Here is a 22,476-nt window from a genome sequence, read left to right on the forward strand (position 1 = left end):
TCACTTCACGTAGGCAAATACCGCGAGAGCGTACGGAGACGTTGACGCAACTCTGACCCGACGACGTCGGACTCAGGGCCCCGCTCCCTGAGTGGCTGTCCAATGCCCCGCCGATGACGGGGGCTTGGCTCCCGCCCCTGCTGCTCGGTGTCATCCGGCCCGCGGGGCTGCTCCGCATGTTGTCGTCATGGAGCCGTCAGGGACTCCCCTCCCCTCGTCAGGGAAGCGCCAACAAGTCGCCATCGCCCTGTCTGCGGGATTTCGATGAAACACGACATGAACGTGATTCAGGACGAGGAGCGTGGCCCCATGGGCGGACCCGGTGGCCGGCGCATCGTGGCCGGCGTGAGCGGCTCGCTGGGGAGCCTGACGGCTCTGCACCGCGCCGCCGCCGAGGCCCGCATCACCGGAGCCGAGTTGTGGGCCGTACTGGCTTGGGAGCCTCCCGGTGGAGAGGTCGTGCACCGCGGCGGGCCGTGCCCGGCACCGATGGCTGCCTGGCGCCGGATGGCGAATGAGCGCCTGCTGAGCGCTCTCGAAGACGCCTTCGGCAGCGCCGGGCCCGAGCTGCCGCTGAAGTGCCTGGCCATACGCGGCAAACCGGGCGATGCCCTGCTGGCGGCCGCCGACCGGCCCGACGATCTCCTGGTGGTGGGGGCCGGAGCCCGCGGCAGACTGCGCCGGGCGATGTGGCCCTCCGTCGCCCGTTACTGCGTGGCACGCGCCTGCTGCCCGGTGCTGGCCGTGCCCCCTTCCCCCTTGCAGCACGCACTCGATGCAGCACACCGCCGCAATGCATGGAAACTACCGCTCGACGCACGGGAGTTGGCCGACTGAATCCGCTGCCTGCGGCCGACCACGGTGCTCAGACCGCCTGTCGCGGCGGGTCTCGTGCGAGTGTGCGGCGCCGGCTGGAGACACAGATGAGCAAGGAGCGGGAGCGTCCTGCCTTGCCCGGCCGGCCAGAGGGTCCAGAGCAGCTCAGCTGGACTGCCTGCCACCAGCAGAAGAGGAGTGTGCCCCACGCCATCGGGTGCGAGGGGCACACGGCGTCCGGGATCCATCACCTATCAAGCGACTCCGAAACCGCCCCGCTCACGTACGCGGGGCCGCCGGATGAGGCTGCACACCCGTCATCAGGAAGTCCATACCGCGGCGTGTCGATGCCACGACCACGCGGTCACCCGCGCGCAGGATCCGGCCGTGCGAGGGGCGCCAGTCATAGCCGGGGTGGGTGAGCCGGAGGCCGCCGAGCGTGTCGGTCGAGGCAGGGGAAGGGGGCTCGGCCGCGGAGCCGACGGCCAGGACACGCCACTCGTGCTGTCGGAAGGCCTGGTGGATGGAGCGGCCCTCCAGCTCGGGGTGGCCGGCGACATCGACAGTGGTGAAGAGGAGGGAACCGCGTTCGACCGGCAGGATGCCCAGGACATGACGGCCCATCATCGCGGCGGCAAACGGCAGCGTGGCAAGGGCGGAGACGCTGCGGCTGCGGGTGGTGGCGTCGGGGTAGGAGGCGCGCAGGGTGCGGGAGACCGTGGCAGCGAAATCGTCGTCGTAGAGGCGCATCACCACGCGTACTCGGGGGTTGGTCTCGCGGGCCGCCATGACGATGTCGAGGTTCTCGCCGTCGTCACGGGTGAGGACCAGCAAGGACTTGCTCTGGCGGATCCGGGCACGGTCGAGGACACCGGGGGCGCCGGCGTCCTCAAGCAGCAGCGGTACGCCGAGTTCACGGGCGAGGGGAACGCCGCGTGCGTGCGGATCGCGTTCCACGACGACCACATGATGCTCGGTGGTGCGGAGTTGGGCCAGTACGCGGGTGCCGATCTTGCCGAGACCCACCAGGACAATGTGGTCGGTCAGGTCCTCGGCGGGTGGGTGGCCGACGGAGGCTTTACGGAACGCGTCGGTGGCGTTCATGGTGGCGGCGACCACGAGCGGGAGTACGGCCAGGCCGACGAAGCCGGCGATGAGTTGGAGCACCCGGCGGGCCGGGGACTCATCGGTTGCCGGGTCGCCCATGGTGAAGATGTCCAGCAGCGGCAGGTAGAGCGACTTCCACAGCGGGCCGGGCTCGGCCAGCGCGGTGGCACCGGCCAGCACCAGCACGATCGCGGCCAGCGCGCCGAAGACCGCGATGACCTCGCGGGAGAGGAACACCTTCCACGGCAGATGCGCCAGCCGGTCCCGCAGCCAGGTTCCGTAGCTGCGACCGCCGTGTGAGGGGGCATCGGGTGGGTGGTGGTGGGTGACCTCCTCCAGCATCAGCCGGCCGTGGGTGAACTGCCGGTGATAGGAGGTGACCGTGTCCGGCAGCAGCTGGGTGCCCTCCTCGCCGGGTGTCTCGGCGCTGTCCTCACTCGCCGGGTCGTCCTGATGGGCACCGGAGAGTACGGCCAGCGTGGCCAGGTCGGCGGGCTGGGGCGGCGTGCGCGCGGGCCGTACGACGCCGCGGAAAACCTGGCCCTCGACCTGGAGAGTGTCTCCCTGGCCGACCGCGGCGGCGGCCACCAGCTCGGGGACCGCGGTGTCGGTGTCGGACAGCACGGTGGTGGACATGTCCAGCGTCGCGCCATCGGTACGGCCGAGCGCCCACACGGCGCGGTCCAGTAGCCGTTCGAGATGGCGACCGCGCTCGCGGTTGAACATCCGGATGACCAGGCGGATCGACGGGTTGAGGGTGCGGGCCAGCAGCGCCGCGGTCACATTGACCTGGTCGTCCCGGTAGGTCAGGGCGAGCGCGGCGGCCCGCTCGACCCCGGCTGCGCGCAGCGTCTGCTCGTCCGGACGGGCGGCCACCAGCAGGTCGACCGGTGACTGCGGATCGCGGTGCAGTGCGGCGATCTCCGGCGCGTGCCCGTCGCGCCGCGAAGGCAGCACGACGGTGACCGCCTCGCCGCACACGGCGTCCAGGGTGACTGCCAGACGGTGGGCGAGGCCGTCGTCACCGCAGATCACCATGTGCTGGGAGCGCTGCCCAAAGTCCATACGGAGGTGGAGAGTTGACGTCACATCGTCAAGATTGCCGGGAGGAGACGTCCGGTTCCGGTGCGTACAACAGTTCGGCGTCAAGGTTGCGTGTGGGCAACCGGCCGGGAGTACCTGGCCCCACGCGCCAGGTGCCCGCGACCGGCGGCCGGACCGTAAGAGAGCCGCAAATACCGTGCACAACAGAGCGTGTACCGCTCCGCGACGTTGCGGCCAAGGCCATGAAACGGGTCGCGGTCCGGGACGAGCGCGAGCCCTGATCGCAGCTCCCGCAGGGCCGCAATCGAGCCCGCCCGAAAGCAAACGGAATTAGCCGCATGCGACCACCCCCGTTCTTGTCACACCTGTGATACCATCCATCAATGCCAGCTCGGATTGACCTCGAACAGCGCCGCAAGGATGTCATCGAGGCGGCTTTTCGCCTCTTGGTGGCCGAAGGCCTTAGCGGCTTGTCACTGCGGAAAGTTGCCGCCGAATCAGGATTGAACATCGGTTCGGTGCGCCACTACTTCGACGATCACCGCAACCTTCTCGTGGCGGCTGTGAACGAGGTGGGTAATCGCATGGGGAAAAGGCTCACCCGATATCCGACCGAAGTATTGGCCGGACTCACAGGTGAGCCTGCCATCGATGCACTGCAGGCACAGCTCGAGGAGCTGCTTCCGATCGACGAGGAACGCCGCATCGAGTCGATCGTACTCACTGAATTCATCGTTGCCGCACGGGTGAATCCCCTCTTCCGCCCGGCAACCGAACAGATGGCCGCCGACATGCGCCAGGTCATCACGGATGCCCTGCGCGTCCTCGAAGTGCCCGACCCGGCCGAGGAAGCTGAACGGCTCATCGCGGTCCTGGGCGGTTTGGTTCTGGATTCGGTGACCCCGCACGGATCGCTCAGCGTTGAACGTCTGCGCAGGACGTTGCGGGCGCACCTGCGCTCGATCGTGGCGACCGTGCCCGGCGCAGGCGCTACACCGACCACTGACTGACCTGATACCCGCGCCATCAGGCATCGTCGAAGCCCAATAGGAGATCAGTTGTGCCCGCGTGGCTGTTTGCTTTGCTCACTGCGGCTTTCGTCCTCTACACCGATGACTATGTGATCGCGGGGGTTCTGCCGGAGATCGCACGAGATCTGAATGTCAGCGAGGCGCACGCCGGACAGCTGGTGACCGTCTTCTCCCTTACGGTCGCCGTGGTTGCACCGATCGCCGGAGTCGCTTTGGCGAGGGTGCCCCGTCGGCACTTGTTCACTGTCGCGTTCGTCATTTTCGCTGTGGCGAACCTCGTGGCGGCCACGACAACCAGCTTCGGCCTCCTTGTGGGCCTGCGGATGGTGGCGGCGATCGCGGCGGCTGCCTCGACGCCGGCCGTGTTCGCCTACGCCGCCGAACGAGCTCCGGGTAGCCATATCGGAAGGTACGTCGCCATCGTGGCGCTCGGTGTCACGGGCTCGATCGCGGCCGGAGTTCCCATCGGCACCTGGATCGGCGGCCATTACGGCTGGCGGGCAACGTTCGCCGCCATGGCGGTGGCGGGGGTCGCGGCGTTGGTCTTCTTGCTTGCCACCTTGCCTCGCGAGCGCGACAAGGCCGACGAAGTACCGAGTATCCGCGAACAGTTGCGCACCCTCACCAGCGCACCGGTATCGCTGGGACTCTTGGCGAACTGCGCACTCATGACCGGATCGATGATGATGCTCACCTATATGGCCCCCTACCTCGCCGCGGTGAGCCGGGCCAGCGTGGATCAGCGTGCGCTCGCGTTCAGCTTGTCGGGGTTCGCCGGCATCATCTGTATCTGGGCAGGTGGGAAGGCTACCGATCGGTGGGGGCCGGACCGCGCCCTGGTCACCGGAATCGGCATCTTCACCGGCATGATGGCGATCTTGGGGGCGCTCTGGTTCGCCCGCCCCGTGCCCTTTTCCGTCCTGGTCGTGGTGGGGACGATCTGGGGTGGCATGGCCTTCTGGAATTCCCCGGCGATTCAAGCGCGCCTCTATCTGCTCGCCGGACCGGTCGCAGCTCAGGCCCTGGCGCTCAACACGTCGAGCACATATCTCGGAGTCTCCTTGGGCGGCGCCATCGGAGGCTTGGCCCTCGGCAGCCTGGGGGCCGGACTGCTGCCGGCCGTCGCGGCCGCGCTCGGGCTCAGCGCCTTGGCGCTGCTGGCACTCGCGATCGGCGCCTCGAAGAAGACGCTGAGCGGTGCGGCCGACTGCAGTGGAACATTGAATCCCGCAGGGACAAAGGATGGGCTCGAATGAAGAATTGCATTCTGTTCGCCCTGTCGACGCCGCGGTAGATTTCCGCGGATTCGAACCGAAAAAACTGCGAAGATCGGCGGACGCACAGTCGACGGGGATCCCGGCGCACCCTGTGATCAGTGCTGGGGGTGCGGGCGGGAGTGGAACATGGGCCGCCGCTTGGTGGCGGTGCCCTGGGTGAGGCGGCCGACTTCGACACGCATCTTGATGGCATGGACGACCTCGACAGCGCCCACGACGATGGCCATGATGCCCACCACCAAGGTCAGCGCGGCGATCGAGCTGAACGGCAACACGATCAGCACGATGCCGGCCAGAGTGGTGATGATCCCCGAGAAGAGGTGCCAGCCGCGCGCCGGGATGTCCTCGGCGGAGGCCGCCGTGGCGGTCACCATGATGCCGCGCAGCAGCCAGCCGAAGCCGATCCACAGCGCGAGCAACAGAATCGATTGCAGGGTGCCCCGGAAGCAGACCAGGCCCAGCAGGATGAAGAGCGCGCCCGCGACGAAATGCAACACCCGCAGATGCCGGGGGACGTGTGCACCAAAGGCAGCGGCCAGCTGAAAGACACCGGTGGCCAGCAGGTAGATACCGAAGAGCACACCGACGACCCGCAGGGTCTGGCCGGGCCAGACCAGGACAACGACGCCCAGGGCGATCGCAGCCAGGCCCATGGTGAGCAGGAATTGCCAGCCCATGTTGGCCAGGGCGAGCAGGCCCCCGGCCGGGGAGGGCTCTCTTGGCTCGGTGCCGGGCGGAGGGCCGGTGCCTGAGGAATCGGAGGGGTGTGTCATGCCGTCTGCCTCCTCCAGGAAGAGCACGGTCGGATGGATCCAGTTCCATCGTCACCTGCCTGGCCCAGTCCCGCCTGGCAGGCGTTCACAGGTCCCGTCGGTGGCCGCAGGTGATACGTCCCCCGAGCAGGCAGGAAGCCGGCTCGGGCGCTGGCCGGGCGTTCACGGGCAGTGCGCCACCGCCGGTCGGTCCACTGGTTGCCGCTGCACGATTTCCCCCGAGGGACGCCGACGACGCACCGCGGTGCCTCCCTCGGCCGGCCCGGCCCGACCAGGGGAACCGGCTCCCTGGACGGCACCGGACTGGACTGTACGGGCGTAACGGCGCCCGCAGCGGTGTGCGCCTCGGCGGCATCAGGCTCGTGAAAACTGATAATGCGCCGGGTATCGCGGTCGGCGGAAAGAGGCTTGGTATGGACAGCGACGGTATTCCCGCCCCGAGTGAGGGGCTTCTGATGACGCATTTCTTGACGGTGCGCGATGTGGCGCGTGCGCGCCGCTTCTACAGCGAGGTGCTCGGGGGACAGGTCGTCCTGGAGGAGAACCCTTGCATCGTGAAGCTCGCCAACAGTTGGATCATCATGAATCCGGGCGGCGGCCCGACCCCGGACAAGCCCGACGTGACGCTGGTCCCGCCCAGCGAACCGCACATCGTCTCCAGCTTCATGAACCTGCGGGTGGCCGACATCGAGGCCTGCTACGCCCAATGGAGCGCGAAAGGAGCGGAGTTCCTGACTCCGCCGATCGACCGGCGCGCCGAGGTCCGCTGCTATCTGCGCGATCCCGATGGCTACCTGATCGAGGTCGGGCAGGCCACCGGAATGCTGGAAGGTATTTTCGCCCGCACCGACACCACTTCCGAGTAGTTCGTCCTGCTCAGTCAGGTACCGTGACGCTGCCCGCCCAGGCAGGGCCCCGTCACGCTGCCGACGATCTGATACGCGACGCCCGGCGTCAGGGGCGGTCGACGGCTCTCCGCCACGGTTGCCGGCCCCGTGCACGCCTCGTCGGCACTCATGCAGCGGAGGTCACGGCCGTCACCTGCGCGGTTTCCACCCGACGTGGGGCCTCCGCCCGGCAGAAGCCCCACGTCACATCACCTCGTCAGGAACGGTTCAGAAGCGGCCGGGCATCCCCGGGATACCCGGAGGCGCGGGAATCGGCAGTTTGCCGGCGCTGCTGCGCTCACGTGCGGGCGCGGGTGCCTGGCAGGTCACGTCCTTCGCGGGGAGCTTGCCCGTGGTCAGGTACGCGGTGGCCGTCTTGTCGGCGCACGACTTGGAACCGTAGATGCCGTGTCCGACACCCCCGGCGACGGTGACCATCCTCGAGCCCTTCATGGCCCGGTGCATGCCGAGGCCACTGGACAGAGGTGTCTGGGAGTCCCACTCGTTCTGCAGGGTGAGTACCTTGACCTTGTTGTCGATCGTGGTGGCGGGTTCGCTGCCGTTCTTCTTCCAGAACGCACACGGCTTGATGTGGGACGCGAAGTCGCCGTACAAGGGGTACTTGGCCTTGTCCCGGACCGCGTCGCGGCGGTACTGCTCGGGGTCACGCGGCCAGGCACGGGTGTCGGCACAGACGACTGCCCAGAAGGCGGCGCTGGTGCTGTCCGAGGGCGCGCCGCGGCCGAACGCCGGCGGTGCGGGTCGCTCGGGTGTCCCGGTGTCAGGGGCGGAGGACGGGGCCTTGCCTTCGGCGGCCTTCTTCAGCGCAACGATTTCCTCGGCGGCATCGCGCACGCTGAAGAACATGGCGCGGCCCGCGCGGATGTCGTCACCGCTCACCAAGGTGCCGTTGAACTCGATCGGCTTCCGGTCGGCCCGGGCAACCAGACCCCAGAAGGTCTTGCGGACCCGGTCCGGGGTGTTGCCCAGCTTGTAGGTCGCGTTCCGCTGGGCGGTCCACCCGCTCCACCTCGTGAACGCGGGCTCGCTGCCCTCCGCCCACACCTGCATCATGCCCCGCCAGATCCGTGCGGGGTCGACGGCGCTGTCCAGTACGATCCGGTCGCTGCGCCGCGGGAACATCTGCGTGTAGACGGCTCCGAGATAGGTGCCGTACGAGTACCCGAGGTAGGAGATCTTCTTCTCGCCCAGCACGGCCCGGATCACGTCCATGTCACGGGCGGTGTTGCGGGTGGTGATGTGACGCAGCTTGTCGCCCTGCTTGGCGTGGCACTTCTCGGCGACGGTCCGGGCCCACTTGACGTCCTTGGCGAACGTTGCGGCCTTGTAGGGACGCTGCCAGTTCTGCTCCTCGGCGGTCAGACCGCAGCTGAGGGGGGCGCTCCGGCCGACACCTCGCGGGTCGAAGCCGATGAGGTCGTACTTGCTCTTCACGGACTTGGGGAGCTCGGCCGACAGGGACTGTGGCATATCGAGGCCCTGGCTGCCCGGCCCCCCGGGATTGAGCAGCAGGACACCGCGGCGTTCGGCGGGGCTGCTCGTCTTGAGCCGCGATATCGCGAGGTCGATCTTCTTGACGCCTGGACGGCTGTAGTCCAACGGGACTTTGATGGTGGCGCACTGGAAGGAGGCAGGGGTTGCGCTGCTGCAGCGGTGCCATGCCGGTCTCTGCTCAAGATGCTGCGGTAAGGGGTTCTCAGCGGCGGAGGCGGTCGCCGGCGTGAGTGCCGGAACCAGTGCCGCGACGGCACTCACCGCCAGGGCAGGGGCTATTCGTCTGCTTCGCACGTGTGGAGGGCCCTTCGGGTCGGTACGTCTGGGACGCACTCACCCTTGCGCACAAGGCAGTTGGGACGAATCCGTCAGCAGGGCACAGTGTGTCCAACTGTGGGTGGACGGACTGCTGGGAAGATGGTCCTGGAGTCGTACGGGGTGCGTCATATCCAGCGTCCAGCACGGCCTTCCAGGGCCTTCGGCCATTGTTGCCCGTCGCCGCCGCACGGGCGGTCAGGAAGCGACCTTGACGGTCAGCCCGTAGTCCAGCTCCGCACCGTCGACGAGCAGCGCCTCGACCGTGCGCGTACGGGGGTCGATATCGGCCACGATCCCGTGCCCGACGTAGCGGGGGTAGCCCGAGGCGCCCGTCTCCCCCGTCGCCTCGACGACCGCCGACCGTACGGCTGAGTCCTCCACGGAGGCACCGCCTCGGTCCTCAACGTGTTCGGGGACCAACAAGATCGTGAAGCGCTGCGGTTGTGTAGTCACGCTCCGATATTTACATGCCGGTGGCACCAGCCGTGGGGCAGGCGCGCGGCATCGCCGCTGCACATGCGGGCGTTCCCGGAAGATCTGCCGCCGGTGGGTGGCGGGACGGGTATCCCGGCCCCCGGGCAGCCCCTGTATGTGGATGTCAGTCGGAGGCGTGGGTGACCGGGCAAGGGCCGGTTTCGTGGCAGGGTGGAAGGTATGTGCGGTCGATATGTCGCCACCCGCAGTCCGCAGGATCTGGTCGACCGGTTCGACGTGACGCGCTGGGATCCCGGCCAGGTGCTCGGGCCGAGCTGGAACGTGGCCCCGACCGATGACGTGTGGTCGGTGCTGGAACGCGTCGAGCACGACACCGGCGAGATCACCCGGCAGCTGCGGCCGCTGCGCTGGGGGCTGGTGCCGTCCTGGGCGAAGAGCCTGAGCGTCGGCGCCAAGATGATCAATGCCCGGGTGGAGACGGTCGCGGAGAAGCCGGCCTACCGCCGGGCCTTCGCCAAGCGCAGGTGTCTGCTGCCGGCGGACGGTTTCTACGAATGGCAGAACGTCGCGGCGACCGGGACGGCCAAGGCCCGCAAGCAGCCGTACTTCATCAGCCCCGAGGACGGGCAGGCCATGGCACTCGCCGGGCTGTACGAGTTCTGGCGCGCCCCGGACGTCTCCGACGACGATGCGCCGGGGGCGTGGTGGACCACCTGCACGATCATCACCACCGAGGCCACCGACGCCGCCGGACGCGTCCACCCGCGGATGCCGCTGGCCGTCGCTCCCGCCGACTGGGCCGCCTGGCTCGACCCCGCCCACCAGGACCCCGCTGAGCTCCGCGCGCTGCTCACAGCCCCGGCCGCAGGGCATCTGGACGCCCGCGCCGTCTCCACCGCGGTCAACAGCGTACGCAACAACGGGCCGCACCTCCTGGACGAGGTCACCGAGGCCCCGTCCGACGGCTGACGGCGATGCTCGGTGCTGTACTGCCGCCGGCGCGGGACTTCGACGGCCGCCGGGCCGCATCGCAGGGAGCCGTACTCCTGACCTTGCGTAGCAAAGCATGATAGTCACCCATAAGATGGGCATTGCTGGCGCACTGGCTGCCGGGCAGGCACGTGAAATCGGTGCGGAAGGGCGATCGGCTCGTGGACGGGGTGCCTATGGATCAGGCAGCCGGTCCGGTGCGGACCGTCATCCTGACTGTGGACGACGACCCGGGTGTGTCGCGTGCTGTCGCCCGTGATCTGCGGAGACGCTACGGCGGGTCGTACCGTGTGGTGCGCGCGGAGTCCGGCGAGTCCGCCCTTGCTGCCCTGCGCGAGCTGAAGCTGCGCGGCGGCCCCGTTGCGGTGATCGTGGCCGACTACCGGATGCCGAAGATGAACGGCATCGAGTTCCTCGAGCAGGCTCTCGACATCTATCCCGGCGCCCGGCGGGTGCTGCTGACCGCGTACGCGGACACCAACGCGGCCATCGACGCGATCAACGTCGTCGACCTCGACCACTACCTCCTCAAGCCCTGGGAGCCGCCCGAGGAGAAGCTCTACCCCGTCCTCGACGATCTGCTGCAGGCGTGGCGGGCCAGCGACCACCGGCCGGTGGCCGTCACGAAGGTCGTCGGGCACCGCTGGTCGGCGCGTTCGTCGGCCGTACGGGAGTTCCTGGCCTGCAACCAGGTGCCGTACCGCTGGTACTCGTCCGACGATCCGGAAGGCCGGCGGCTGCTGTGCGCCGCGGGGCAGGAGGGCCTGCGGCTCCCGCTGGTGATCACTCCGGACGGTACGGCCCTCATCGAGCCCGAGGACCGGGAGCTCGCCGCGCGAGTCGGCCTCGCGACGACCCCGGCAACCGACTTCTACGACCTCGTCGTCATCGGCGGCGGGCCGGCCGGTCTGGGCGCTGCGGTGTACGGGGCCTCCGAGGGGCTGCGGACCGTCCTCGTGGAACGCTCCGCGACCGGAGGCCAGGCGGGCCAGAGCTCGCGCATCGAGAACTATCTCGGCTTTCCGGACGGGGTGTCCGGGGCGCAGCTCACCGACCGGGCCCGGCGTCAGGCGGCGAAGTTCGGTGCCGAGATACTGACCGCGCGCGAGGTCACCGGGCTGGAGATCAATGGCGCGTCGCGCGTCGTCCGGTTCTCGGACGGCTCCGCCGTCGCCGCGCACGCCGTGATTCTGGCGACCGGCGTGTCCTACCGGCAACTGGACGCGCCCCGCGTGGCCGAGCTGACCGGCTGCGGAGTGTTCTACGGCTCGGCCCTGACCGAAGCGGCCGCATGCCAGGGCCATGACGTGTATATCGTCGGGGGCGCGAACTCCGCGGGGCAGGCCGCGATATACCTGGCCCGGAGCGCCAAGTCGGTCACCGTACTGGTGCGCAAGCCGTCCTTGTCCACGTCGATGTCGCACTACCTCGTCCAGCAGGTCGACGAGACGCCCACGATCTCTGTGCGCACCCACACGGTCGTCGACGCCGCCCATGGCTCGCGGCAACTGGAGCAGATCACCCTGCGCGACACCGCGACCGGCCACACCGAACTCGTCGACGCCCAGTGGATGTTCGTCTTCATCGGCGCGGCCCCGCTGACCGACTGGCTGGAGGGCACGGTGCTCCGGGACTCCCGCGGCTTCATCCTCACCGGCCCCGATCTGACCGCGGACGGACGCCCGCCGGCCGAGTGGGAGTTGGACCGGCCGCCCTACCACTTGGAAACAAACGTCCCGGGCGTGTTCGTGGCCGGAGACGCCCGCGCCGAGTCCGCCAAGCGGGTCGCTTCCGCCGTAGGAGAGGGCGCCATGGCGGTCATGCTCGTGCACCGATATCTGGAGCAGTCATGAACGGCCGCCCGGTGCCGTGCAGCCAGGAGGAACTCGGCTCGCTGTTCCTGTTCGAGAAGCTGGCCCCCGACCAGATCGCCCGGCTCTGCCGCGAAGGCCGTGTGGAGGAGTTCGCACCCGGGCCCGTGTACGGGGAGGGCGACGCCGCCACGTGCTTCTACGTGCTGCTCGAAGGGACCATCGTGCTCTCGCGCCGGATCGGGGACTACGACGTGGAGATCAACCGGAGCTCCAGCCGCGGGGTGTACGCGGGAGCTTTCCAGGCGTACCTGGGTGACCGCCTGCGGCAGGTGTACAACAGCTCCCTGCGTGTCCTGGAGCCCGCGCGCTTTTTCGTGCTGCCCGCGGAGACCTTCGCCGCGATCATGCGCGAGTGGTTTCCCATGGCCGTGCACCTGCTGGAAGGCCTCTTCTTCGGCACCAAGAGCGCCCAGGAGGCCGTTGGCCAGCGAGAACGGCTCCTGGCTCTCGGGTCGCTGTCCGCAGGGCTGACCCATGAGCTGAACAACCCCGCCACCGCGGCCGTGCGCGCCACGTCCGCGCTCCGCGAGCGGGTGGCCGGGATGCGCCACAAGCTCGGCATCATCGCGGCACGCCCGTACCGGCGCGACAGCCTGGAGACGCTCATCGACGTCCAGGAGCGCACGGCCGAGCGCGTCGCCAAGGCCACCGCCCTGAGCCCGCTGGAAGCCGCGGACCGGGAGGACACCGTCTCCGACTGGCTGGACGACCACGGCATCGGAGACGGATGGCAGATCGCGCCGACCTTCGTACAGGCCGGCCTCGACACCGACTGGCTGGACCAGGTCGCCGCGGCCGTGGACGCGGACACCCTCGAAGGTGCCGTGCGGTGGCTCAACTACACCGTCGAAACCGAACTGTTGATGAACGAGATCGAGGAGTCGACCAACCGTGTCTCGTCCCTCGTCGCCGCGGCCAAGCAGTACTCGCAACTCGATCGAGCGCCCCACCAGGTCGCAGACGTGCATGAACTGCTGGACAGCACCCTGCTGATGGTCTCCGCGAAGATCGGCCCCCAGATCACCGTCGTCAAGGACTACGACCGCGGCCTGCCGAAGATCCCGGCCTACCCCAGCGAGCTCAACCAGGTATGGACGAATCTGATCGACAATGCCGTCTCGGCGATGAACAGTACGGGCGCCGAGGGCACGTTGACCGTGCGCACCGCGCGCGAGGGAGACCATCTGCTCGTCGAGTTCTGTGACACCGGTCCCGGAGTCCCCGAGGAGATCCGCGACCGCGTCTTCGACCCGTTCTTCACCACCAAACCGGTGGGTGAGGGTACGGGCCTCGGCTTGGACATCTCATGGCGCATCGTCGTCAACAAGCACAACGGGGACCTGCGGTTCCACTCCGTCCCCGGCGACACCCGCTTCCAGGTACGTATCCCGCTGGCCTCCGCCGACCCCCATCCCCCAGAGGAGCCGTCATGAGTTCCCCGAACGGAATCGACCCCTCGGTCCCACCCAGCGGAAGCGGTTGCGCCGAGTGCGAAGCCGCTGGCGGCTGGTGGTTCCACCTGCGACGCTGCGCACAGTGCGGTCACATCGGCTGTTGCGACGACTCGCCCGCCAAACACGGTACGGCCCATGCGCGGGCCACCGGGCATCCGGTGATCCGCAGCTTCGAGCCGGGCGAAACGTGGTTCTGGAACTACGAGACCTCCGAGTCATACGCCTCGGGCCCGCAACTGGCTCCCCCGGAGAGCCACCCGGCCGATCAGCCCACCCCCGGCCCCGCGGGACGAGTCCCCAAGGACTGGGCCAGCCGTCTGGGATAGGCAGCAGGGCCGGTCCGCCAACTGCTGCGCCGACACTGGCTCTCCCCTTCGGCAACGCGACGCCGGCCGGCCAGAACCTCCAGCCAGAACTCTTCCGGATTCCAGACCGACCCCACGTTCCTCAGCCGTGACAAATTGCCGATCCGGGCCCCTGCTTGAGAGGAGGAGCCCGGACCGGCCGGCGCGGCAGATGGTCGTCCTACACCTTGAAGTAGTCGTTCCAGGCGTCGATGAGCATCTGCCGGACGGATTGATCAGCGTGTTGGGCGGCTTGATTGAACGTGCCGGTCACGCCGTAGTAATAGTAGGCGCCGTCATTCGTCGCCATATGGTCATCGCTCGGATTGTCGACGTGGCGGCTGAAATGGACATTCGCAAATGCCGCGACGGCAGTGCACACGTAGTACACCCAGTTTCCCGTCAAATTCTCCATGGCATTTGCGATACGCCAGTTCTGCATGGGCACGACGGTCCCCCTCCTTCAGTCCGGTCCTTGGATCAGACCTCGGACAGCGTGATGTCACCCGTGCTGCTGACCGTCATCTGGTAGTCCTGCGGGCTGCTCCGGACGTTGGCGAGGACGAACTCCCCCTTGCCGTCATCCCACTCCGCCTTCACCTTCCAGTCGTCGTCCCAGATGATGCACCGGCCCCGTCCGGTCTGAACGCTCAGCGGCTTCTCCTTGTGCTGCGAAATCCACGCGTAGGCAGAACTGTGCGTCCTCGGACTCACGGACTCACTGTCCCCGGCGTGCTCTTCATTGACAAAAGAAACGTAGGCGTTCGACTGATTGTCGCAGCCCCTGATTCCCGTGGTCATGCAGATTCCCTCCCTGGAGCCGAGCTCCCCCAGGCCGCACAGACCCAGAATTCCTGCGCGGCACATTTTCCGACTGAACCTCACGAAAATGCCTGCCCTCCGGGCTCCCGCAGAAACACGAGGGTTGGTCGCTGAAATGTTCGTCATGGCTGAATGAGCGCCCTTGCAGGGGGCGCGCGGGCAAACGCGCCTATTCCGCCGCCGGGGGTGTGGTCGGCCAGGGCGCCGCCCGCGGCGTATGCCGCCACAGAGGGGCCTGGACACGGCCCTGTGCCGCTGAACTGCGACGGCTGACGGGAGTTGCACTTGGCCCAGAGGGAGCCGGCGGGTGAGCGGGCCACCGTCCGCGTCCCACTCGCGCTGAAGTCGCAGCTCCCGCCGTTCGGTTCGCCACTTCCTCCGCGAAGACCTGAAGGTTGTCGCAGTGGCGGCGCCCCTCAAGTCCCCGTCCCCACCTGCCTGGTTCGTCGCGCTCACTCACGAGCCCTTGTGCTCGTTTCTGTTCTACATAACACTCTCAATGCACAGAAGCGCGCATCACTGAACATGTTCGAACCTTGGATGACGGCCGGTCGAGTCGAGGAGAGCAGACATGACGCAGTTCAGCCGACGTAGATTTCTGAGCGCGGCCGTGGTGGGGGCCACTTCCGTGGGTGTCGCCCTGGGCAGCGGCCGTACGACCTTCGCCGAGGCCGACAGCCCGCGGGGGCTGACCGTCCGCGGTGACGAATTCCTGCTGGACGGCGAGCCGTTCCGGATCCTCGCGGGCGCCTTTCACTACTTCCGGACGCATCCCAAGGACTGGCGCGACCGGTTGCTGCGGATGCGGGCCATGGGTCTGAACACGGTGGAGACCTATGTCGCCTGGAACTTCCACCAGCCGAACGAGGAGAAGGCCGACTTCACCGGATGGCGCGATGTCGCCGCCTTTGTCCGGACCGCGGACGAGGCCGGGCTGAAGGTGATCGTGCGTCCGGGGCCGTACATCTGCGCGGAATGGGACTTCGGTGGCCTGCCGGCCTGGCTCCTCAAGGACAAGGACGCGCCGCTGCGCCGCTCCGACCCCGCCTACGAGCGGGCGGTTGACGCCTGGTTCGCCGAACTGCTGCCCCGGTTCGTCGATCTGCAGGCCACGCGCGGCGGGCCGATCATCGCCATGCAGGTCGAGAACGAGTACGGCAGCTACGGCGACGACCATGCACACCTGGAACATCTGCGGGACACCATGCGGGCGCAGGGCGTGGACAGTCTGCTGTTCTGCTCCAACGGTGCCACCCAGGAGGCGCTGAAGGCCGGCAGCCTTCCCGATCTCCTGTCGACCGTCAACTTCGCCGGGGATCCCGCCGGCCCCTTCGCGGAGCTGCGCAAGTTCCAGCCGGGCAAGCCCCTGTTCTGCACGGAGTTCTGGGACGGCTGGTTCGATCACTGGGGCGAGCAGCACCACACCACCGACCCGGGGCAGACCGCCGCCGATGTGGAAAAGCTCCTCGAAGCGGGAGCGTCCATCAACTTCTATATGGCGGTCGGCGGAACGAACTTCGGCTGGTCCGCGGGTGCCAACCTGACCGGCAGCGCCTACCAGCCCACCGTCACCAGCTACGACTACGACTCCCCGATCAGCGAATCCGGCGAACTCACCGAGAAATTCCACAAGGTGCGCGACGTGCTGGCCAAGTACACCACCTTGCCGAGCACGCCCCTGCCGGCCACACCACGCCGGATGCCGGCCCAGAGGGTCACCGTCCGCGAGTCGGTGCCGCTGATGAACGCCCTGGACGCGCTGAGCACTCCGGTACGGCATACCGCTCCCGTCCACATGGAGGCGCTCGGGCAGTCGTACGGGCTGATCCACTACCGCACTCGGGTGGGCGGGCCGCAGGGGACCAAGGGCCTGCGCGTCACGGGCCTGGGCGACCGTGCGCTGGTGTTCGGCGACGGCGAGCGTGTGGGCACCTTCGACCGTAACCAGCCGGACCACACCGTCGACTTCACCGTGGCCGGCGCGTCCAGCACACTCGACCTCCTGGTCGATCCCACCGGGCGGATCAACTTCGGCCAGGGACTCAATGACCCCAAGGGAATCAGCGGCAAGGTCCTCCTCGACGACGAGGAACTGAGCGACTGGGAGATCCGCCGACTGCCTCTCGACGACCTCTCGGCCCTGAAGTTCGGCAGCGGGGACACGCCGACCGGCCCCGCGTTCCACCGGGCCCGGATCCCTGTCGACACCCCCGCGGACGGCTTCCTCGCCTTTCCGGGCTGGGACAAGGGCATGGTGTGGCTCAACGGGTTCGCGCTCGGCCGGTACTGGTCCCTCGGGCCGCAGGTCACCCTGTACGCACCGAGCCATCTGTGGCGGCGGGGGCGGAACGAGCTCGTCGTCCTGGAGATGGAGCGGACGGGGGACCGGATCGACATACGGTCCGAGCCCGACATCGGTTAGGTCCTGCCGCTTTGAGAGGCCTGAGCGTACTCCCCCGCCCGTACGCCGTGGGCCGCTCCCGCACACCGGCCGCTCCGTACCGCTCCGGCGGCCGGTGCGGCGCGGTGCGGCGCGGTGCGGGTGTGGCGCGGGTGTGGCGGGTCAGTTGCCCAAGCCGTCGTTGAGCGCTTCGTCCTAGGAGGGGCCGCCACGGCGCGGGCAGTTGGCGGCCTGGTCCGGCAGCTTGCCCCCGACCAGATATCTGTCGACGGCACGGTCGGTGCAGGTGGACGGATTCTCCGAGGCGTACGCCCCGTGCCCCTGGCCCTTGCGGACGAGCAGCGAGCTGTTGTCCAACTGCCGGTGCACCGCCTGCGCGTTCTCCAGCGGAGTTTGCGTATCGTCGGTGTACGACACCAGCAGCACCGGTGCCGCCCCGGATGCCTTGATCGGCTCGTCCCCACCGGTGGGGGTGATCGGCCACGTCGCGCAGTCGATCATCTGCCAGGCGTAGTAACGGCCGAAGAGCGGCGACTGCTTGGCGAACGCGTCGGCGGTGTCGAGCATCTCCTTAGGGGACTTCGGCGCGGACGGGGAGTCCAGGCACAGCACCGCCGGCATGCTCATGGACTCGTTCTCCTCGGCCTGCTCCTCCTGCGGCGTCGGCTTCTCGCCACCGCTCTCGCCGGCCGTTCCGGCGTCCAGACGCTCGAAGGCGGTCACATCCCCGTCCAGGGCGGCCACCAGCGCCTTGGTCAGTGGCTTCCAGCTCGCTTCGTCCGTCACGGCCATGTCCAGATACGTGGACAAGGTGTCGTCGGTGAATTCCTCGCCGTCGGTCCCGTGCAGGGGCTCCTGCGCCAGCTTCTTGGCGAAGTCGGTGACCCTCCGCAGAATCTCCTCGGCCGTGGCTCCCAGACGGTCGTCGCCGCGCGCGACGAGGTCTTGGGCATACCGGCGCATCGCGTCTTCGGACGTCTTGACGTCGCGACGGGCGACCTGCCGCATGTCGGCGGCAGGGTTGACGACACCGTCGAGCACCATCCGGCCCACCTTGCCGGGAAACAGCTTCATGTACTGCTGGCCGATGAAGGTGCCGTAGGAGACGCCGGTGTAATTCAGCTTGGCGTCGCCCAGGACCGTACGCAGCACATCCAGGTCGCGCGCGACGCTCACGCTGTCCATGTGCGCGAGGACAGCGCCACTCGCCCTTTTGCAGGCCTGGGCACGTCGGGTCGCGTCGGCGAACGTCTTCTTGGCCTCCGCTTCGGTACGCGGCGGGTTCTCGGGCCCCTGCGCCACGCCGTCGGGGCACTTGATCTGCCCGGAACCGGCTATGCCTCGTGGGTCGAAGCCGACCAGGTCGTAGCGGGCCCGAGCCTGTCCGCCGGCCTGCCAGTTTCCGTTGGCCACGTCGGACGCGCCGCCCGCGCCGGGGCCGCCGGGATTGAAGAGCAGTGACCCCAGCCGACGGCTGTGGTCCTTGGCCGGCACCCGCGACACCCGCAGTTTGACGGTCTCCCCGGCCGGGGCGGCGTAGTCGACAGGCACCTTCACCCAGCCGCACTCCGCGCCGGGCACGGCCTCGGAGGTGACGTCCCTGCCACAGGCCGTCCACTGAACCTTCTGCTGCGCGAAGCGCGCGGGCAGCACCGGGACGGACGTGTTCTCGCCTTTGGCATCGGCGGACTGGGACGCTGTGGCGCCACTGACGCCGCAGCCCGTCACCACCAATGTGGTGGCGGCCAGCACACCGGCGGTCAAGGCTCTGGCTTTGCGGAGTATGGGCATCTCCGTTCTCGCTCTCTCACTGATCCCGGGAAGGATGCGCACAAGCGCCGCCACCGCGCTATCGGCCCCGTCACAATCGGGCATGCGACATACACAGCGTCGACGGGCGCACACGCAACGACACCAGCTGGGCGGCAAGGACCGGTGCGGGCCACCGCCTGGCGGCCTCTCGCCGGCCCCTGGGGCAACTGCCGTAGCGCGTCTTGCCAGCGCCAGGGCGAAGCAGGATAAATGTGAACCATGAGCGGATATACGGGTCGTTTCCGGCGTTGGTTGCGCCGCGCGCCCGGACGTTCCGCCTCTCCGGGTGCGCCCCCTACCGGGCGTGACACCGGCGACCAGCAGGACGAACGTCCTGCGGGGGCCGGAGCTCCGCCGGACATACGGCCCTCATTGACCACACGCAGCGTCGCCCGGGAGGTCTTCCTCCTCCAGCTGGGGCTCGTGGTGCTGCTGGTCGCGGCGGCAGTGGTGGCCATCGTCGTCCAGGCCCGGCGGGACACCATGACCGACGCCCGGCACCGGACGCTCGCCGCCGCTGAGTCCTTCGCGCACTCCTGGGGGCTCCAGGAGGCGCTGAACAGCGACGACCCGACCGCGAAGCTCCAGCCGCTCGCCGAGGCGGCCCGGAAGGCCTCCGGCGTCGACGCCCTCATCGTGTACAAGCTCGACGGGATCACCCTCACCCACAGCGACCCGCGGCAGATCGGCAAGCACGTCATCGGCCCGTATGCCGACGCCGCCCGGGGCAAGCCCTTCACCAGGACCTTCGAGGGCGCCCTGGGCCTCTCCGTGATCTCTGCCGCCCCCGTCAAGGACTCCTCGGGCAAGGTCGTCGCCATCGTCTCCGCACCGGTCACGGTGGAGAAGGTGCAGAAATCGGTCAATCAGCAGCTGCCCATCTTCCTGGGCACCGCCGTCGGGGCGCTGGCACTCGCCGGAGGTGGCGCGGGGCTGGTGAGCCGTCGGCTGCGCCGGCAGACGCACGGTCTGGGACCGTCCGAGATGACCCGAATGTACGAGCACCACGATGCGGTCCTGCACGCGGTGCGGGAGGGTGTCCTCATCGTCGGCCGCGACGGGCGGCTGCTCCTGGCCAACGACGAGGCCCGGCGGCTCCTGGACCTGCCGGCGGACGCAGAGGGGCGCCATGTCGGCGACCTGGGGCTGGACCACCGCACCGCCGGACTCCTGGCGGCCGACCGGATCGCCACCGACGAGGTGCACCTGGCCCAGGACAGGCTGCTGGCCCTCAACAAACGGTCCACCGCCCGCTACGGAGCCCACCAGGGAAGCGTGGTGACCCTGCGCGACACCACGGAACTGAGGTGGCTGTCAGGGCGCGCCGAGGTGGCACGGGAGCGGTTGCGGCTCCTCTACGACGCCGGGGTACGGATCGGCTCCACGCTGAATGTCGAGCGCACTGCCGAGGAACTGGCGCAGGTGGCGGTCCCCCGCTTCGCCGACATCGTCACCGTCGAGCTGCTGGACGCGGTCCTGAAAGGCGAGGAGCCGGCCGTGGCGGGTACCGAGCTGCGCCGGACGGCCATCGCCGGTCTGGCGCCGGACCATCCGCTCCACCCCGTCGGCGAGCTGATCCGGTTCGTCCCGGGCACCCCGGTGGCGGAGAGTGTGGACCAGGTCCGCTCCATGGTGGAGCCGGACCTGGCCGGCTCTTCCGCCTGGCGGTCCCAGGACCCGGAACGCGCCCGGCGCATCCTGGACCACGGGGTGCATTCCTTGGCGGTCGTACCGCTGCGCGCCCGGGGAGTGGTGCTGGGGCTGGTGGACTTCTGGCGTTCGGGCAGCTCCCCTCCGTTCGACGACGAGGACCTCTCCTTCGCCGAGGAACTGGCGGGGCGGGCCGCGGTGGGGATCGACAACGCCCGGCGCTACACCCGTGAACGCACGATGGCGATGACGCTCCAGCGCAGCCTGATGCCCCGCGGCCTGCCCGACCAGGACGCCCTGGAGGTGGCGCACCGCTATCTCCCCGCCCAGGCGGGAGTGGGCGGGGACTGGTTCGACGTCATCCCGCTGCCCGGCGCCCGGGTGGCGCTGGTCGTCGGCGACGTGGTCGGACACGGCCTGCATGCGGCGGCCACCATGGGCCGGCTGCGCATCGCCGTGCACAACTTCTCGGCCCTGGACCTCTCCCCCGACGAGCTGCTGGGCCACCTGGACGAGCTGGTGACCCATATCGACGTCCAGGACGAGGACACCGAGGAGGGACCGGCGATCACCGGCGCCACCTGTCTGTTTGTCGTTTACGACTCCGTCTCCGGGAAGATCACCGCGGCCACGGCCGGCCATCTGCCGCCGGCCGTGGCGCACCCGGACGGGAGGGTGGAGTTCCTGCACCCGCCGGTCGCCCCGCCGCTGGGTCTGGCCACCGGCCTGCCCTTCGAGACCGCCGAGCTGTCACTGCCGGAGGGCTCCCGGCTGGTGCTCTACACCGACGGGCTGGTCGAGAACCGCAGCCGCGACCTGGACACGGGACTGGAAGCGCTGCGTACGGCTCTCGCCGGACCGGACCGTACGCCGGAGGACACCTGCACCACCGTGATGCAATCGCTGCTGCCCGCCAGGTCCGCCGACGACGTCGCGCTGCTGGTGGCCCGGACCCGGCGGCTGGACCCGGCACACGTCGCCGAGTGGGACGTGCCCCGCGACCCGGCGGCGGTGGGGCCGGTCCGCAACGCCTGCGTCCTCCAGTTGGCGGACTGGGGACTGCAGGACATCGCCTACGGCACCGAACTCATCCTCAGCGAACTGCTCACCAACGCCGTTCGCTACGGCGCCGAGCCCATCCACGTGCGGCTCCTGCACACCCGCACCCTGATCTGTGAGGTCTCCGACGGCAGCAGCACCTCCCCGCACATCCGCCAGGCGAAGGACACCGACGAAGAAGGCCGCGGCCTCTTCCTCGTCGCGCAGTTCGCCGAACACTGGGGCACGCGCTACTCCCCCAGGGGCAAGACGATCTGGGCGGCTCAGGCGATCGGCCCCGAGGCCCTGCCCTCCGAAGAGGAGCCGCAGGAGGACCTCCTCAGCCGTTGGGAGGACAGCGGGGAGTAAGTGCGGAGTAGTGCGGAGTAGTGGGGAGTAGTGGGGAGTAGTGGGGCCGTGGCGTGGCGTCCGCGCCCGTGGACGAGCGTGGTGGAGCCCTCCGCGCAGGGTGCCTACTCGCCGCCCTGACCTGGCCCGATCACCGTCCTGACGGAGGCCTGCAAGGGGGCGGAGTACGCTGCTTCGGACCATTGCTGCAGAGACGGACTCCGGGCGGTGACACGTCGCGGCGGGGTGGCGCCAGGACCGCTCGCCAGGCGTCGGCGGCCCTGCGGGAGTTGCCGCGGAGGGCCGCCCGGCGAGCCTGCAAGGCACCTCGGCGTTCCGCCACCTCCGGGCGTGCGCCGTCCTTGGCGATGGGGCCGCTCCGCTGTACGGGCCATGCGACCGCACGTGTCATGGCTTGCCCTGGTCCACGTCCGCCACCCACTCGGCGGACCGCTCCCCCACCTGGTCCTGCTGGAGGCGTCGTGACTACACATCATCGGGTCCGTGCGGGCGCGCTCCTGTGCTGTCTCGGCCTTGCGG

Annotated in this window: 17 protein-coding genes; 10 read left to right on the plus strand and 7 right to left on the minus strand. The window is 68.9% G+C overall.

Annotated elements, in window-relative coordinates; translation table 11 throughout:
- Nucleotides 1-276: 276 nt before the first annotated feature.
- Nucleotides 277-837: a universal stress protein gene (locus AB0C46_RS32890; protein ID WP_362832338.1), complete on the plus strand. Its 561-nt coding sequence runs from the start codon at nucleotides 277-279 to the stop codon at nucleotides 835-837.
- 258 nt (nucleotides 838-1,095) lie between these two features.
- On the opposite strand, the gene AB0C46_RS32895 is transcribed toward AB0C46_RS32890, so the two are convergent.
- Nucleotides 1,096-2,988 (minus strand): NAD-binding protein, encoded by a 1,893-nt coding sequence (locus AB0C46_RS32895; protein WP_362832340.1) that lies wholly within the window; start codon nucleotides 2,986-2,988, stop codon nucleotides 1,096-1,098.
- A gap of 362 nt (nucleotides 2,989-3,350) precedes the next feature.
- Between AB0C46_RS32895 and AB0C46_RS32900 the strand changes: the two genes are divergently transcribed.
- Together AB0C46_RS32900 and AB0C46_RS32905 are read left to right on the plus strand one after the other, a co-directional pair.
- Complete coding sequence (locus tag AB0C46_RS32900) at nucleotides 3,351-3,977, plus strand: TetR family transcriptional regulator C-terminal domain-containing protein (RefSeq protein WP_362832341.1); 627 nt, start codon at nucleotides 3,351-3,353, stop codon at nucleotides 3,975-3,977.
- A 50-nt stretch (nucleotides 3,978-4,027) separates the two neighbouring features.
- On the plus strand, nucleotides 4,028-5,254 hold the full coding sequence (locus AB0C46_RS32905) for an MFS transporter (protein ID WP_362832342.1): 1,227 nt from the start codon (nucleotides 4,028-4,030) through the stop codon (nucleotides 5,252-5,254).
- A 116-nt stretch (nucleotides 5,255-5,370) separates the two neighbouring features.
- On the opposite strand, the gene AB0C46_RS32910 is transcribed toward AB0C46_RS32905, so the two are convergent.
- Nucleotides 5,371-6,048, minus strand: a complete 678-nt coding sequence (locus tag AB0C46_RS32910; RefSeq protein ID WP_362832343.1) for an HdeD family acid-resistance protein — start codon at nucleotides 6,046-6,048, stop codon at nucleotides 5,371-5,373.
- A gap of 413 nt (nucleotides 6,049-6,461) precedes the next feature.
- Here AB0C46_RS32910 and AB0C46_RS32915 point away from each other — a divergent pair, with 413 nt between their 5' ends.
- The gene (locus AB0C46_RS32915; RefSeq protein WP_362832345.1) at nucleotides 6,462-6,914 is read left to right on the plus strand and encodes a VOC family protein; all 453 of its coding nucleotides are present in this window, start codon (nucleotides 6,462-6,464) and stop codon (nucleotides 6,912-6,914) included.
- Between the two features lie 249 nt (nucleotides 6,915-7,163).
- On the opposite strand, the gene AB0C46_RS32920 is transcribed toward AB0C46_RS32915, so the two are convergent.
- Both AB0C46_RS32920 and AB0C46_RS32925 read right to left on the minus strand, forming a co-directional pair.
- On the minus strand, nucleotides 7,164-8,744 hold the full coding sequence (locus AB0C46_RS32920) for an alpha/beta hydrolase (RefSeq protein WP_362832346.1): 1,581 nt from the start codon (nucleotides 8,742-8,744) through the stop codon (nucleotides 7,164-7,166).
- Nucleotides 8,745-8,963: 219 nt separating this feature from the next.
- Nucleotides 8,964-9,221 (minus strand): hypothetical protein, encoded by a 258-nt coding sequence (locus AB0C46_RS32925; RefSeq protein ID WP_362832348.1) that lies wholly within the window; start codon nucleotides 9,219-9,221, stop codon nucleotides 8,964-8,966.
- A 201-nt stretch (nucleotides 9,222-9,422) separates the two neighbouring features.
- Between AB0C46_RS32925 and AB0C46_RS32930 the strand changes: the two genes are divergently transcribed.
- The 4 genes from AB0C46_RS32930 (at nucleotide 9,423) to AB0C46_RS32945 (ending at nucleotide 13,847) form a co-directional block, all read left to right on the plus strand.
- Nucleotides 9,423-10,172 (plus strand): SOS response-associated peptidase, encoded by a 750-nt coding sequence (locus AB0C46_RS32930; protein WP_362832350.1) that lies wholly within the window; start codon nucleotides 9,423-9,425, stop codon nucleotides 10,170-10,172.
- Between the two features lie 197 nt (nucleotides 10,173-10,369).
- Nucleotides 10,370-12,046, plus strand: coding sequence for an FAD-dependent oxidoreductase (locus tag AB0C46_RS32935; RefSeq protein ID WP_362832351.1), 1,677 nt, complete (start codon nucleotides 10,370-10,372; stop codon nucleotides 12,044-12,046).
- Nucleotides 12,043-13,500 (plus strand): ATP-binding protein, encoded by a 1,458-nt coding sequence (locus AB0C46_RS32940; protein WP_362832352.1) that lies wholly within the window; start codon nucleotides 12,043-12,045, stop codon nucleotides 13,498-13,500. Before AB0C46_RS32935 ends, AB0C46_RS32940 begins: the two co-directional genes overlap by 4 nt.
- Nucleotides 13,497-13,847: a UBP-type zinc finger domain-containing protein gene (locus AB0C46_RS32945; protein ID WP_362832354.1), complete on the plus strand. Its 351-nt coding sequence runs from the start codon at nucleotides 13,497-13,499 to the stop codon at nucleotides 13,845-13,847. Before AB0C46_RS32940 ends, AB0C46_RS32945 begins: the two co-directional genes overlap by 4 nt.
- Nucleotides 13,848-14,046: 199 nt before the next feature.
- On the opposite strand, the gene AB0C46_RS32950 is transcribed toward AB0C46_RS32945, so the two are convergent.
- Both AB0C46_RS32950 and AB0C46_RS32955 read right to left on the minus strand, forming a co-directional pair.
- Nucleotides 14,047-14,313, minus strand: coding sequence for a hypothetical protein (locus tag AB0C46_RS32950; RefSeq protein ID WP_362832355.1), 267 nt, complete (start codon nucleotides 14,311-14,313; stop codon nucleotides 14,047-14,049).
- A gap of 32 nt (nucleotides 14,314-14,345) precedes the next feature.
- A complete protein-coding gene (locus AB0C46_RS32955; protein ID WP_362832357.1) occupies nucleotides 14,346-14,579 on the minus strand; it encodes a hypothetical protein in 234 nt (77 codons plus the stop codon).
- A gap of 679 nt (nucleotides 14,580-15,258) precedes the next feature.
- Here AB0C46_RS32955 and AB0C46_RS32960 point away from each other — a divergent pair.
- Entirely contained in the window at nucleotides 15,259-17,109 is a 1,851-nt protein-coding gene (locus AB0C46_RS32960; RefSeq protein WP_362832358.1) for a beta-galactosidase family protein, read from the plus strand.
- A gap of 174 nt (nucleotides 17,110-17,283) precedes the next feature.
- Here AB0C46_RS32960 and AB0C46_RS32965 read toward each other — a convergent pair whose 3' ends face one another.
- Complete coding sequence (locus tag AB0C46_RS32965; protein WP_362832360.1) at nucleotides 17,284-18,852, minus strand: alpha/beta hydrolase; 1,569 nt, start codon at nucleotides 18,850-18,852, stop codon at nucleotides 17,284-17,286.
- A 267-nt stretch (nucleotides 18,853-19,119) separates the two neighbouring features.
- Here AB0C46_RS32965 and AB0C46_RS32970 point away from each other — a divergent pair, with 267 nt between their 5' ends.
- Nucleotides 19,120-21,957 (plus strand): SpoIIE family protein phosphatase, encoded by a 2,838-nt coding sequence (locus AB0C46_RS32970; protein ID WP_362832362.1) that lies wholly within the window; start codon nucleotides 19,120-19,122, stop codon nucleotides 21,955-21,957.
- The last annotated feature ends 519 nt before the right edge of the window (nucleotides 21,958-22,476 follow it).

This window comes from Streptomyces sp. NPDC048637 (assembly GCF_040650675.1).
In the GTDB taxonomy this organism is placed as follows: Bacteria; Actinomycetota; Actinomycetes; order Streptomycetales; family Streptomycetaceae; genus Streptomyces.

Bases quoted from the DNA above. Each gene is read 5' to 3' on its own strand.
- AB0C46_RS32970 (WP_362832362.1), top strand. From the start codon at position 19,120: ATGAGCGGATATACGGGTCGTTTCCGGCGTTGGTTGCGCCGCGCGCCC.
- AB0C46_RS32960 (WP_362832358.1), top strand. From the start codon at position 15,259: ATGACGCAGTTCAGCCGACGTAGATTTCTGAGCGCGGCCGTGGTGGGG.
- AB0C46_RS32900 (WP_362832341.1), top strand. From the start codon at position 3,351: ATGCCAGCTCGGATTGACCTCGAACAGCGCCGCAAGGATGTCATCGAG.
- AB0C46_RS32910 (WP_362832343.1), bottom strand. From the start codon at position 6,048: ATGACACACCCCTCCGATTCCTCAGGCACCGGCCCTCCGCCCGGCACC.
- AB0C46_RS32915 (WP_362832345.1), top strand. From the start codon at position 6,462: ATGGACAGCGACGGTATTCCCGCCCCGAGTGAGGGGCTTCTGATGACG.
- AB0C46_RS32935 (WP_362832351.1), top strand. From the start codon at position 10,370: ATGGATCAGGCAGCCGGTCCGGTGCGGACCGTCATCCTGACTGTGGAC.
- AB0C46_RS32890 (WP_362832338.1), top strand. From the start codon at position 277: ATGAACGTGATTCAGGACGAGGAGCGTGGCCCCATGGGCGGACCCGGT.
- AB0C46_RS32940 (WP_362832352.1), top strand. From the start codon at position 12,043: ATGAACGGCCGCCCGGTGCCGTGCAGCCAGGAGGAACTCGGCTCGCTG.
- AB0C46_RS32930 (WP_362832350.1), top strand. From the start codon at position 9,423: ATGTGCGGTCGATATGTCGCCACCCGCAGTCCGCAGGATCTGGTCGAC.
- AB0C46_RS32895 (WP_362832340.1), bottom strand. From the start codon at position 2,988: ATGGACTTTGGGCAGCGCTCCCAGCACATGGTGATCTGCGGTGACGAC.
- AB0C46_RS32945 (WP_362832354.1), top strand. From the start codon at position 13,497: ATGAGTTCCCCGAACGGAATCGACCCCTCGGTCCCACCCAGCGGAAGC.